This is a genomic window from Acinetobacter sp. ME22 (assembly GCF_022012315.1).
GTDB classification, from domain to species: domain Bacteria; phylum Pseudomonadota; class Gammaproteobacteria; order Pseudomonadales; family Moraxellaceae; genus Acinetobacter; species Acinetobacter brisouii_A.
In genome coordinates, this window is record NZ_JAKLTL010000018.1 from 22,381 (window position 1) to 34,598 (window position 12,218).

At 43.1% G+C, this 12,218-nt stretch carries 12 protein-coding genes; 3 read left to right on the top strand and 9 right to left on the bottom strand.

The genetic code is table 11. The features are described 5' to 3' along the window. The 6 genes from mutY to LVY74_RS16100 form a co-directional block, all read right to left on the bottom strand. Entirely contained in the window at nucleotides 1-1,029 is a 1,029-nt protein-coding gene (gene mutY / locus LVY74_RS16075) for an A/G-specific adenine glycosylase (RefSeq protein ID WP_237815893.1), read from the bottom strand. A gap of 114 nt (nucleotides 1,030-1,143) precedes the next feature. Then, nucleotides 1,144-1,512 carry an HIT family protein gene (locus tag LVY74_RS16080; RefSeq protein WP_151709961.1) on the bottom strand — a complete coding sequence of 123 codons (369 nt, stop codon included), beginning with the start codon at nucleotides 1,510-1,512 and terminating at the stop codon, nucleotides 1,144-1,146. A 39-nt stretch (nucleotides 1,513-1,551) separates the two neighbouring features. Further along, nucleotides 1,552-2,289, bottom strand: a complete 738-nt coding sequence (locus tag LVY74_RS16085) for a dienelactone hydrolase family protein (RefSeq protein ID WP_269091443.1) — start codon at nucleotides 2,287-2,289, stop codon at nucleotides 1,552-1,554. 226 nt (nucleotides 2,290-2,515) lie between these two features. After that, nucleotides 2,516-3,673 (bottom strand): methionine aminotransferase, encoded by a 1,158-nt coding sequence (locus tag LVY74_RS16090; RefSeq protein ID WP_237815894.1) that lies wholly within the window; start codon nucleotides 3,671-3,673, stop codon nucleotides 2,516-2,518. Between the two features lie 24 nt (nucleotides 3,674-3,697). Next, nucleotides 3,698-5,011 carry a DUF445 domain-containing protein gene (locus LVY74_RS16095; protein ID WP_237815895.1) on the bottom strand — a complete coding sequence of 438 codons (1,314 nt, stop codon included), beginning with the start codon at nucleotides 5,009-5,011 and terminating at the stop codon, nucleotides 3,698-3,700. 23 nt (nucleotides 5,012-5,034) lie between these two features. Continuing rightward, nucleotides 5,035-5,580, bottom strand: a complete 546-nt coding sequence (locus LVY74_RS16100) for a CC0125/CC1285 family lipoprotein (RefSeq protein WP_237815896.1) — start codon at nucleotides 5,578-5,580, stop codon at nucleotides 5,035-5,037. 521 nt (nucleotides 5,581-6,101) lie between these two features. Between LVY74_RS16100 and gshA the strand changes: the two genes are divergently transcribed. Together gshA and LVY74_RS16110 are read left to right on the top strand one after the other, a co-directional pair. Next, the gene (gene gshA / locus LVY74_RS16105; RefSeq protein WP_237815897.1) at nucleotides 6,102-7,679 is read left to right on the top strand and encodes a glutamate--cysteine ligase; all 1,578 of its coding nucleotides are present in this window, start codon (nucleotides 6,102-6,104) and stop codon (nucleotides 7,677-7,679) included. A gap of 21 nt (nucleotides 7,680-7,700) precedes the next feature. Continuing rightward, on the top strand, nucleotides 7,701-8,195 hold the full coding sequence (locus LVY74_RS16110; protein WP_237815898.1) for a disulfide bond formation protein B: 495 nt from the start codon (nucleotides 7,701-7,703) through the stop codon (nucleotides 8,193-8,195). A 354-nt stretch (nucleotides 8,196-8,549) separates the two neighbouring features. Here LVY74_RS16110 and LVY74_RS16115 read toward each other — a convergent pair whose 3' ends face one another. The 3 genes from LVY74_RS16115 to LVY74_RS16125 are packed head-to-tail and all read right to left on the bottom strand — an operon-like array spanning nucleotide 8,550 to nucleotide 11,437. Further along, the gene (locus tag LVY74_RS16115; protein WP_237815899.1) at nucleotides 8,550-9,119 is read right to left on the bottom strand and encodes an L-threonylcarbamoyladenylate synthase; all 570 of its coding nucleotides are present in this window, start codon (nucleotides 9,117-9,119) and stop codon (nucleotides 8,550-8,552) included. A gap of 22 nt (nucleotides 9,120-9,141) precedes the next feature. After that, nucleotides 9,142-10,284, bottom strand: a complete 1,143-nt coding sequence (gene dprA, locus LVY74_RS16120) for a DNA-processing protein DprA (protein ID WP_237815906.1) — start codon at nucleotides 10,282-10,284, stop codon at nucleotides 9,142-9,144. Nucleotides 10,285-10,291: 7 nt separating this feature from the next. Beyond that, the gene (locus LVY74_RS16125) at nucleotides 10,292-11,437 is read right to left on the bottom strand and encodes a LysM peptidoglycan-binding domain-containing protein (protein ID WP_237815900.1); all 1,146 of its coding nucleotides are present in this window, start codon (nucleotides 11,435-11,437) and stop codon (nucleotides 10,292-10,294) included. 120 nt (nucleotides 11,438-11,557) lie between these two features. On the opposite strand from LVY74_RS16125, the gene def reads away from it, so the two are divergent. Beyond that, entirely contained in the window at nucleotides 11,558-12,088 is a 531-nt protein-coding gene (gene def, locus LVY74_RS16130; protein ID WP_237815901.1) for a peptide deformylase, read from the top strand. Nucleotides 12,089-12,218: the final 130 nt, after the last annotated feature.

The window sequence follows — 12,218 nt, forward strand, 5'->3', positions numbered from 1 at the left end:
TTAAACGCTTTGAATCAGTTTTTTCATGGCTGTTGGAATGCCTCGGTCAATTGCCTGTTGTGGGGTGAGCCATTCACCGCCCAGTTCTATTTGTAGATGTTCCAACTGATCGCTGTCAACTTGGATTTGCTGAATATTTAATTCCCATGTGAAGTGGGTAAAACTATGACGAATTTGTGTGAGATATTGCGCTGTTGCTAAACCCAAAGTAGTCCGTTGCTGTTGCAGTTCGTTCAGATCTGCAAAAATCGGCAGGCAATATAAACCGCCCCAGAGTCCAAGTGCAGGACGCTGTTGCCATAACCACTGATCTTGATGACACAGTAACAACACTTCCGCCTGTTTTACAGGCACAGGTTTCTTGGCTTTCTTGAACGGTAGTTCGGTTTCAATCCCTTGTTGATGGGCTTGGCAATGCTGCTGCATTGGGCAGTACAGACAGAGTGGTTTTTTTGGGGTACAGATGGTTGCGCCCAAATCCATAATCGCTTGCGTGTAGTCATGATTACGTTCAACAGGGCAAAGCTGTTCGGCACGCGTCCACATCTCCCGTTCATGCACAGGTTTACTCAGATCATCTTCAATGGCAAAAAAGCGCGCCAACACGCGTTTGACATTGCCATCCATAATCACGCCGTACTGACGTAAACCTAGTGACATCAGAGCGCCTGCGGTCGAACGTCCAATGCCAGGCAGTGCCATCCAGTCTTCAAGGGTTTCTGGAAAATGGCTTTGTGCAGCAACGATTTGAGCGGCTTTGTGCAGATTGCGTGCCCGAGCGTAATAACCTAGACCTGCCCAGTAGGGCGCGACTTCATCCCAACTCACCTGAGCAAGGGCTTCAACGGTTGGAAAGCGTTGAATAAAACGCTCAAAATATTGCAGGACGGTTTTGACTTGGGTTTGTTGCAACATGATTTCTGAAACCCAGACTTTGTAGGGATCATCAGCGACTTGCCACGGCAAATCATGCCGACCGTGCTGGTCGAACCAAATCAGTAAAGCATCAGAAAATGAAAAATCAGACATGCATACCACCTCTCAAAACCGCGAGGTAGTATACGTCAAGCGAGCGGCAAAAAGCAGTGAAGATGTGCGTACACATCTTCACAGAGGAATCAGCAAGATTTTAAAAGCAGGATTTTAAGCTTCGCTTGGGTTTAAGATGCCCCAGCGTTCATCGAGCTTCAATTGTTGACCTTTATAACGTGGAATCACATGAATGTGCAGATGTTGTGAAACGTCGCCAAACACATTCCCGTCGTTAAAGCCGATATGATAGCCTTCAGGATGATACAGAATCTGTAGCTCATTACGCGCTTGTTCAAGTAAGGACATCAGACTTTTGCGTTCTTTGTCAGTGACATCAAAAAATGAACTGACATGACGTAATGGTACAATCACCATATGTCCTTTCGACAGGGGATGAGGTTCTGGGAAAATTACGCCAAAGTCATTTTTGGCAATCACATCATAATCATCAAAATCGCAATAAGCACAATGCTCAGTCATGGTCGCTTCCTACTTGTTCTAACAATTCAATAAATCGGTTTAAGCACGGAGATCACGTGCTAGTAGTTGGTACATGGCATCGAGGCCTGCACGTTCAGCTTCTGGGTTATAGCCCAAATCAACGCCGTTGGCTTTGGCACGAACATCGGCAAGCGGGTTGCTAAAGCCGTGTTTGGCGTTGGCTAAAATCATCACTTCATGCTTCACATCGGCAGCTTGCATTTCCTGTTTGAAGCTTTCGACATTGTCTAAAGTCACCATGCTGTCGAGTTCGCCGTGCAGCACTAAAACTTCAGCTTTGATCTTGCCTTTTTCGGCAGGTGTCGCTGTGGACAAGTTGCCGTGGAAGGTGGCAACGGCTTTCACTTCTGCACCTGAACGTGCCAAATCTAAAACGACTTTGCCACCGAAACAGAAACCAATCGCTGCCAAACGTTGTACATCCACTTCAGGTTGTGCTGCAAGCGTAGCAAGTGCCGCAGTCACACGCTCAACAATAGTATTTGGCTGCTGGAACGTTTCCATCATCCATTCATTGGCTTGGCTGGCTTGTTCAGTGGTTTGTTTGTCACCGTACATATCAATCGCAAATGCCGCATAGCCATGTTCAGCCAATTCTTGAGCGCGCTGCATGACATAATCATTGCGTCCCCACCATTCTGGTGCAACCAATACGGCAGGTAGAGGTATGTCAGATTGTGGTGCAGCAAAAAAGCCGATTAAGGTCTTACCATCTGGAGCTGTATATTGAATTTCACGTGTAATTATTGCGCTCATGATCGACATAATCCTTATGAATAAAAGATGTGTTTCACTATAACTGAATCGATTTTGATTAAAGCATAGATTTTTGTTGTCGGGTGAAAATTCTCCAAAATTGTTGAAAAATACCGTTTTTCATGCACCGTTTTAGTTCAATTATTTATTCTGAATCAGTAAATTAGTTCTTATTCTTTGAAATGCCTGCACTTCAATAGCGAGGAGCAGGCAGTAGTAGAAATCCTTAATTCACCTGAGCCAAAATCTCGCAAGCCTGTTGCAGCGTTTCGGTTTTTTTAGCAAAGCAAAAGCGTAACAAACGCAAGTCTTTGGGTGGTTGGGCATAGAACACAGAAATTGGAATGGCAACGATTTTATGGGTCTGTGCTAACCATTGGCACATCTCGACATCGTTCAGGTCAGGGCGAATCTGACTGTAGTCGACATTTTGAAAATAAGTGCCCTGAGTCGGCTTAAAGATAAACTTGGACTGCGCCAGACCTGTATTAAACAGATCACGTTTTTGTTGATAAAAATTGGCGAGCTGCTGGATATGCTCAGGATGCTGCTGCATAAAATTGCCGAGCGCTACTTGGCAAGGCGTGTTCCCGCAGAAACTGGCAAACTGATACACCTGACGGAATAAACGCATGAACTCAGGCGCAGCAACACAGTAGCCCGTTTTCCAGCCCGTGACATGAAAAGTCTTGCCAAACGAGCCAACCACAAGGCTACGTTGGCGCAGTTCAGGAAATGACAATGCCGAATAATGGCGCTGACCGTCATAAATCAGGTGTTCATAGACTTCATCGGAAAGCACCACAATATTGTGTTCTTTAATCAAGTCGATCAGGGTCAGCCAGTCCTGTTTTGACCAAATCGCACCACTTGGATTGTGTGGTGTATTGACAATAATCATGCGGGTACGCGAGTTGATGCTGTCTTTGACCTGTTGCCAGTCCACCTGAAAATCAGGTGCGAGCAGGGGAATCCGTACGCTCACGCCTTGAGCCAGCTCCACCGCAGGCGCGTAGCTGTCATAACTCGGATCAAAAATAATCACTTCATCGCCTGCGTGAATCAGGGCTTGAATGGCACAGTACAGTGCAATGGTTGCCCCTGAGGTAATGGTGACTTCTTGAGGGATGTCGAGTTGCACTTGATCGCGCTGTAAAAACTGCTGTGCGACTTGCTCACGCAGAGGCATCCAGCCATCACCCGCAGCATATTGGTTAAAACCATTTCGGGTGGCTTCAACCAAGCAATCAAGCAGCGCTTCAGGCGCAGCAAAGTCTGGGAAACCTTGCGACAGATTAAGAGCATTGAGTTGTTGAGCCAGTGCCGACATTTGGCTAAAAATGGTGACGCCCTGAGCAGGGAGTTTGGACGGGAATGACAACATGAATTCTTTCTCTAATTTTTAATGTTAAATCAGGTATTCAACCGCTGCGCGAATGATCCCCAAGCATAACCCAATAAATGCGCCAACGATCACGCCGTTGACCCGAATCATATGCAAATCGCCACCGACTTCGTTTTCAATCTTGCCAATCATTTCGGATGAATCCCATTCATGAATCCGTTGGCTAATAAAGCGAATGACTTTGTTGCTGTATTGGTCGCTGAGCTGAATCGCGAGTTGACTTAAGCGTTGATTGAGAATTTCACGAACCTTGTCATTTTCCATGAGGTTCTGTCCGACCAGCTCAATGGCAGCTCGCACGTTTTGTGCAATCCCTGATTGTTCTTTTTGTAAATCCTGCTTGATGGCATTGCATAAAATCACCACTGCACCGCTAATGAAGTTCAACATTTGTGGGCTGTCGAGCAGGGCATTTTTGGTGGCATTCAGGCGCAGACTGGCATGACTCTCTGGATCACGCAGTTCCAACATCAGGGTTTGTGCGTAGTTTTCGACATATTGTCGCCACGGATGTTCAGGATCGGCCAGCATGGCTTCGACTTTCTCGACCAAGCTGTCAATCATGCGTTGTTGTACATCAATGCCAATCCAGTTGAAGCCTTTGGCAATTTTCCAAACACCGAGTTCCTGAAAAATTCGTTGGGTGAGTTCACGAGTCTGTTCAGGATGAAATGTCACCCAGTCATGTGCCAAATCCAAACCATGCTGTAACAAGTCTTGATGAAAGTCATTGTCCAAAACCGCACGTAACATTTCACTGGCTAAGTTGTTGATTTGAGTGCTACGCACCCATTGCACACTGTTACTTTGAATAAATCCTGCAATTTGTTCTTGTCCAACAAAGTCCAACACTTGCGGCAGGCTTTGCTGCATCAGTTGCGTGACTTGACCATTGTTTTGCGGATTTGCCAACCAACGCCCAACGCTCAAACTTAAATCAGTTTGTTTGAGACTGCGTTCTACGACTTCAGGCGATAAAAAATTCTCTTGGACAAAGCGTCCCATTGACTCGGCAATTCGGGCTTTATTGCGCGGAATGATTTCGGTGTGGTCAAGTAGGAAACGCGGAATCGGCATTTTCCCAAAAGGGTTGCGAAATAGCACGGTAATCGCATACCAGTCCGCCAAACCACCCACCACGCCTGCTTCTGCACCCAACATTAAAATATGAATCAGCCAAGCATAATCAGGCAAGAATTTTGCCAACACCATTAAGATCAACCACGCCACAATCGCCATGACCAGTGCAATGCCTGCAAAGCGCTTACTGCGTTGTAAACTGGTCAATGTTGAGCTTGTTGGCGTGGGTAGACTCATGTTTGATTCCTAATAGGGTGAGATTAATGAGGCTGTGGCGGTGCAGGTGATAACACTTCACCTGTGGCACTGACCCCATATTTTTGTCCAATTGATTTTAAAATCAGAGTGGCATCAAAGGCATCACTTGGGACATTTTTCTGATCTTTATAACATTCAATTGTATAGGACACTTCGACAGGGTCAATGGTCACGACTTGAGGCATGTTGTATAGCGGATCATAAAAGCGAGGGTTACGAAAACCATAGGGATAGAACATTGGATCAGGATAGACCACAGCCTTGCGCGGTGGTTGTTGGGTACGGTTGCTCGGGTCATTCAAGACTTTAAAATAGCGGAAACCATTCTTCATGGTAACTTGAGCGGCTTTCACCAAGGTAATTTCTTCGGCTGTGCCATAGCTTAAGTTTGACGTTGCTTTAAAGCCAACACGATAGGTTTGGCTGTTCAGCTGATAACTTGAGAATTGTCCGAGTTGCTCAAAACTTCGAGGTTGACTCGGCAGGGTACTACAGGCAGATAGTCCAAGCACAAGACTAAAGCCCAGACATGGAATCAATTTATGCATCTTGCTACTCCAAATTCTAAGATTTATTAAAAATTGTTAATGATCAATGCATTATGAAAATGCGACTTGTGGTTCTGCTGTAGTGACCCGATATCCATCACCATGAAGAGCATAGCGAAGAGAGTCAATGGAGATTTTGTTGTAATACAACCACATCATCTTCAGCCATGATTGTGAATTGATGATGAATAATAAGTATGTAAATCAATGTATTAAACATCTTGTACTGCTGATTAATAGATTGATTTTAAATATTTTTATGGGTAAATGGCAAAGATGTTGCCATGACTCAGTCTTATCTCAACTCAAATTCGCTATTTTCGTTTTTGTGAAGTATTGAGCATTATTCTGCAATTATTTTGCAATACAATTCATATTTTTGATGCATCTATATGATGGTTTATCGGTACAATTTTGAGCGGTGCTATTCGTGATAATTATTTCATACCGATTGTCATAATCATCAGTATAATTTGTCCGTTTGATCTGAATAATCATTTTAATTCGAGTGAGTAAAGAACATGAGTCAACCCAATGCCGTTTCTCAAACTATTGTGCCAAGTTGGGTAGACGCATCTGTAGTCACGGGAATGTTGCGGGGAATTGAGCGTGAAACTTTACGTATGCAGCACGATGGCTATTTGTCACAACAACCACATCCCGCTGCTTTGGGTTCAGCCTTAACCCATCCGCACATTACCACTGATTATTCCGAAGCATTATTAGAATTTATTACCCCTCCACAGCATAATATTGCGGCTGCATTAAATTATTTAAGCGACATTCATCATATTGCCGATCAGCATTTACCTGAGGGTGAAAAACTTTGGCCAATGTCGATGCCATGTATGCTCGACCAAGATGAAGAACAGATTCCTTTAGCAGAGTATGGCTCATCCAATATTGGGCGTTTCAAAACCTTGTATCGTAAGGGATTGGGGGTGCGTTATGGTCGCCGTATGCAAACCATTGCAGGGGTGCATTACAACGTCTCATTTCCTGATCAGTTGTTTGAACGCTTGCAGCAACATGAACAAGATCCAGCCTTAAAAGCGTTAAGCCTTCAAGATTATCGTAGTCATCGTTATTTTGGTTTGATTCGGAATTTTATTCGCCTGACCCCAATGGTGATGTATTTATTGGGCGCGAGTCCAACGGTCTGTAAAACCTTCTTGATTGGACGTGAACATAAACTTCAGCCTTTGGTCGGTGGGACACTACATTTGCCGTATGCGACTGCGCTACGTATGGGTCGTCATGGTTATCAAAACTCGGCACAAAAACAGTTAGGTATTCATTACAACAACTTAACAGGCTATTTGCAGGGCTTACAGGCCGCAGTGAAAACGCCTTATCCTGCATTTAGTGAACTCGGTTTAGATGATGCTCAAGGTGAGCCCATTCAGATTAATGACCACATTTTACAAATTGAAAATGAGTACTACAGTTTAGTACGCCCAAAACAAGTCCCACAAGGCAGTGAAACGCCGTCGGAAGCTTTGGAAAAACGGGGTGTCGCGTATATTGAACTGCGCGCGGTCGATGTTAATCCGTATAGTGAAATTGGGATTGAAAGCTCAAGTGCAGCATTCTTGGAAAGTTTGGCTTTGTACTGTCTGTTACAAGACAGCCCTGAAATCTCTGTTGAAGAACAAGAGCTGATTGAGAAAAATCAAGCGGAAGTTGTGGAACGTGGGCGTGCTGAAAATGCCACTATTCAAAGCTTAAGCAGCAGCTATGCTATTGCAGACTGGTTGCAGTTGCATTTAGATGCAATGCGTCCTGTTGCAACGTTGTTGGATGAGATGGAACAGACCCAATTATATGCTGATGCGCTCACACTGATGCAGCAACGCATTGATGACCCACAAACCACACTGTCAGCTCAAGTCATTCGAGATATGTTGCAGGCAGGCGGAACGTGGCGTTTGGGAAGCCAGTTGGCTGAACAGCATACCCAAACTTATCAAGATTATGATTTAACTGCTGAAAAGCAAGCATACTTTGAGACACTGGTTGAGGCTTCTTTAAAACAGCAACAACAACTTGAACAGACGTCACAACCTACATTTACAGAATATTTGGCGAACTTCCGCTAAGGCAAAATAAGGGGAATCCATTTGCGCTTGAGTTATCGTCTAGTCAATGCCGCGCTGGTATTGATCACCATTGTCGGCATGTCATTTGCACTTTATCTAGAACATGTTACGGGTTTAGAACCATGCCCATTGTGTATTTTTCAGCGTTTAGGTCTGATGGCAATGGGCTTTATTGCCCTGATTGCATTGATTCACAATCCAGCCTCTCATGCCGTTAAGCGAGTTTATGCATTCTTGGCGGGCTTAGGTATGTTGTGGTCGATTGGCGTTGCAGCCCGTCAAATCTGGTTGCAACACTTACCTGCAGATCAAGTCCCGAGTTGTGGTCCAGGCTTAAACTATTTGGTCGATGTTTTGCCCATGAAAGAAGTCTTGGCAGAGGTGCTTTCAGGTTCAGGTGAATGTGCCAAAATTGACTGGACATTCTTAGGACAGCCACTTTCAGTATGGTCATGTCTATTTTTTTCATGCTTACTGATTGTCTGTATTTGGCAAATGCTACGTCGTTATCGTTAAAAAATAGCAAAATGTGTTAAAAAACGATCAAATAGTTTTGATCGTTTTTTTATATCAAATAGTAAAATAAAAAAGAAGAATAAACATAAAATCAGCGGTCTAATTCATCAAGAAAATGTAATTTGGTATGACCAATTTTTTAAAATGAATTATTCAGAGTAAATTGCTCAACTTAGACGTAAAAACTATTTTTCAAAAAAAACAAATATGTTCATAATTAATTATGTTCTAGGACAAAAGATTTCATTATCTTTCGTTTAAACCCTCTAGATGTGAAAACATCACATCTTTTCTGCTCAGCCTACTACTTTTTGGCTGAGCTTTTTTTTGCCTATTTTTTATCTAAAAAAACACTTAATCTCGAATAATTTCACCTGTTACCGCATCAATAATTCGACTCGGTAAAGGGCTTTGTCCAAGTTCCCCAGCCAAATAATTCAAAGATGCACCAAAATACTGCTCAGCTTGTGTTTGGTTACGTGCAGGGTCTAAACCTGCGGGATTGGCGCTGGTTGAGACAATAAAACGACCAAACGCGCGACACAGTTGTTGGCACAGTGGGTGATTGGTAACGCGTACAGCGACGCGAGGATGCTGACCTGTAATCCATTCAGGAATAATATTCTGATTTGGAAGCAGCCATGTCAGACCACGTTCATTTGCTTGGCGATTGTACCAGCTGGCAATAATTTCTTGTTGGCGAGAACTTTCGAGAGGAGCAAGTAAGGTTTCGACTTGTTCGATATCACTCGCGAGGAGAATGACCCCTTTTTCGATCGGGCGTTGCTTCAATTCTAAAATACTTTGAAAGGCATCTTGGTTCATTGGGTCACAGCCTAGACCCCAGACTGCTTCGGTTGGATAAGCTAAGACCTGACCATGCTGCAAAAGTTCTGCGGCATGTTCCACTGAATAGGTGATCATGTGTTTATGCTCTTTGAGGGATTTAAGAAAAGCAGGGTGCAGTTGCTGCACGGCAACGACTATAACGCCCTGCTTGCTGTAAACACAAGCCTAAAAGTTCTAATTCCATGAGCTGAGCCAGTAAAACATCAACGGCTAAGTTTGTTTTTTCAGCCAAGTGATCAAGGTCTTGCCCAACCCAGTCGAGTTGCTGATATAGATGCTGTAGATGAGTTGGAATATCGGCTTTGGTCTGGGTTGAGTGATCTTGTTGTTGTATTTGCCATTGGGTGGGCAGCGCCAGATCTTCAATAATTTGCTCAGGATGGTCAACTAAAGTTGCACCTTCACGGATCAGTTGATGACAGCCTCGATGCTGTTCACTATAAATATGTCCAGGAATAGCAAAAATCAGTTTACCTTGCTCGGCAGCCAATTTTGCCGTAATCAGAGAGCCACTTTCCAAAGCAGCCTCAGCAACTAATACCCCAAGGCTTAGTCCGCTGACAATTCGATTACGCCGTGGAAAATTGTGCTGTAAAGGTTTAGTAAAAGGCAGAAACTCAGTAATGACACAACCGCCATGTTCAACAATTTGCTGACGTAGTTGAAGATGCTGTGATGGATAGGTTTGTTCAATGCCAGTTGCCATGACTGCAATCGTACGTTGATGTTTTAGCCCAGCATGATGTGCAGCTTGATCAATTCCTTGAGCTAAACCACTGGTAATAAAAAAACCTTTATCTGCAAGATAATAAGCAAAATCATAACTGAGTTGTAAGCCATGTTGGCTTGCCTTGCGGCTGCCTACAATTGCAATTTGCGGTTGGCTTAAATTAAAAGATTGTCCTTGTCCAAACAAAATTGGAGGACGGTCGGAGTATGGTAATAACTGGGCTGGATAATCAGGGTCATTGGCTAAACAGATAAAATCGCAATGTTGAGTCAGACAATCTAAAATTTTCTGAAAATGTTGTTGTTCGGCAGCAGAATAAAATTGTTGGGCACGTTGAATGTGATTTTTATGGATGCTTAAGCTTGACCAGCGTTGTAGGTTTGCTGGTGTGACAGCTTGTTCAGCACTACCAAAATAATCAATCAGTTGTTGATAGCTAGATAACGAATGTTGAACCAAATACCACAAGCGAATACTTTCTAGCTGAAGCTTGCTGATCTGGTTCAACATCATCCCATTACTCCGATGCAAGTGGTGATTGAATCGATGCACCGACTTTGATTGGTATAGTGCTGTCCAATACATAAGCATAACTGAGATGATCAAACGTTTTGAAAATCATTAAAGATCCAATTTGTTCTTGCGGTAAGGCAATCGGTTTTTTGGTTTTTACATCTTGAACCACTTCACCTTGTTGGTAAATATTGAAAACTTGTCCTGTTTGGGCGCCCTCAAGTACCCCGCGGTCAATTGTGACAACACTGCGTTTTGCAGCTTCACCAATAGACCCTAGAACACGAACAATTTTTGCACCATCTTTGACTTCGTGTTGTGCTGTTGGATAGAAGATAGAAGGAAGTTCATTTTCATATTCAGGTAAAATGAGGTCACCACGACGAATTTCCTGATTGTAGCTCTTCGTGACTTCTAGTGTTGTCATGTCGCCACTGTCGTTTTCAGTTGTTGAAATTGCACTTGCGACTTCAATTAGCTCAGTACCTGCATTATATTCCTTACCATTTATATCTTTAAATAAATATGGCTCGGCTTCACGGTAAATACCATACTTTTGCCCAATCGCTAGGCCATTGCCTCTTGCATAAACTTTTTGACCACTACCACCAAGTAAACGGTTATCTGCTGCACCAACAATATAAGGGGTATTGGTTAAAGAATCAGGCGCTACAATATTGGCACGATATAACCAAACCTCAATATCACTCAAACGAATAACAGGAATGGCACTATCAAGTGACTCAACACGAACTTGAGGTTTTAGGTTAATGCTGCCTGTATGGCGACGAATAATTCCTTCACAGCCATCTCCTTCATCTCGACCAATCAAGGGCTTATCATTAAAAGAACACAGTAATAGGCGATCACCAGGATAAATCCAGTGTGGATTTTTCACATGTGGATTGCTTGCCCAAATTTCACGCCAGCGCCAAGGGCTTTTTAAGAACTTTCCTGCAATATCCCAAAGCGTATCGCCTTTACGTACCACATAAACATGTGGTGCGCTCGCTTTGAGGCTCGGTGGTGACACATTCGGTGAGGCAGCATGAAGCATAGATAAACTGCCTAGTCCTAACCCAACGCCTAGAGCCATGGCAAGGGCATGCTTTTTCAACCCCAAGACGCTCCCCTGTAAAACCTTTTTCATTATCATAATTCCTAAATGGATATTTCTAATTGCGTTATAATAACCAACTTCCCTAACATTTTTCTATGAAGCATGTTCTTCATAGGGCTGTTAAATAGATGGTATTTGTGAGGAGGGCATATGGCCTTATTACCCATTTTAAATTTCCCAGACCCACGTCTGCGTACCATTGCACAACCTGTTGAAGAAGTGACTGATGAAATTCGTCAGCTTGCCACAGATATGTTTGAAACAATGTATGATGCTCCTGGCATTGGTTTAGCAGCAACTCAAGTTGATCAACATATTCAGCTGATTGTCATGGACTTATCTGAAGAAAAAGACCAACCTTTAGTTTTTATTAATCCTAAAGTCACGCCATTGACTGAAGAAGTTCAGCCTTATGAAGAAGGCTGCCTTTCAGTTCCTCAAATATACGATAAAGTTGAACGTCCGTCACGCGTCAAAATCGAAGCTTTAAATCTTGATGGAGAAAAAATTGAGATTGAAGCTGATGGCTTATTGGCGGTGTGTATCCAACATGAAATGGATCACTTAAATGGCAAACTTTTTGTAGACTATTTATCTCCACTTAAACGTCAACGGGCGCGTGACAAAATTGAGAAACTTATACGTAGTCGAGAACGTGAAAAAGTCGCTGTAAAACGTTAAGTTCAAATTATGCGCTAAACAAAATTTTAGCGCATAAATAAAAAATATATAAATAACAATTATTTGAAATTTTTTAAGTATAAAAAAAAGACAAGCAATAATATTGGGGTAAAAAAAAGCTTGCAAGGGG

What these genes read in the sequence shown, in the direction of transcription:
- mutY (WP_237815893.1), bottom strand. Translation starts at nt 1,029, where the DNA reads ATGTCTGATTTTTCATTTTCTGATGCTTTACTGATTTGGTTCGACCAG.
- LVY74_RS16080 (WP_151709961.1), bottom strand. Translation starts at nt 1,512, where the DNA reads ATGACTGAGCATTGTGCTTATTGCGATTTTGATGATTATGATGTGATT.
- LVY74_RS16085 (WP_269091443.1), bottom strand. Translation starts at nt 2,289, where the DNA reads ATGAGCGCAATAATTACACGTGAAATTCAATATACAGCTCCAGATGGT.
- LVY74_RS16090 (WP_237815894.1), bottom strand. Translation starts at nt 3,673, where the DNA reads ATGTTGTCATTCCCGTCCAAACTCCCTGCTCAGGGCGTCACCATTTTT.
- LVY74_RS16095 (WP_237815895.1), bottom strand. Translation starts at nt 5,011, where the DNA reads ATGAGTCTACCCACGCCAACAAGCTCAACATTGACCAGTTTACAACGC.
- LVY74_RS16100 (WP_237815896.1), bottom strand. Translation starts at nt 5,580, where the DNA reads ATGCATAAATTGATTCCATGTCTGGGCTTTAGTCTTGTGCTTGGACTA.
- gshA (WP_237815897.1), top strand. Translation starts at nt 6,102, where the DNA reads ATGAGTCAACCCAATGCCGTTTCTCAAACTATTGTGCCAAGTTGGGTA.
- LVY74_RS16115 (WP_237815899.1), bottom strand. Translation starts at nt 9,119, where the DNA reads ATGATCACCTATTCAGTGGAACATGCCGCAGAACTTTTGCAGCATGGT.
- dprA (WP_237815906.1), bottom strand. Translation starts at nt 10,284, where the DNA reads ATGTTGAACCAGATCAGCAAGCTTCAGCTAGAAAGTATTCGCTTGTGG.
- LVY74_RS16125 (WP_237815900.1), bottom strand. Translation starts at nt 11,437, where the DNA reads ATGAAAAAGGTTTTACAGGGGAGCGTCTTGGGGTTGAAAAAGCATGCC.
- def (WP_237815901.1), top strand. Translation starts at nt 11,558, where the DNA reads ATGGCCTTATTACCCATTTTAAATTTCCCAGACCCACGTCTGCGTACC.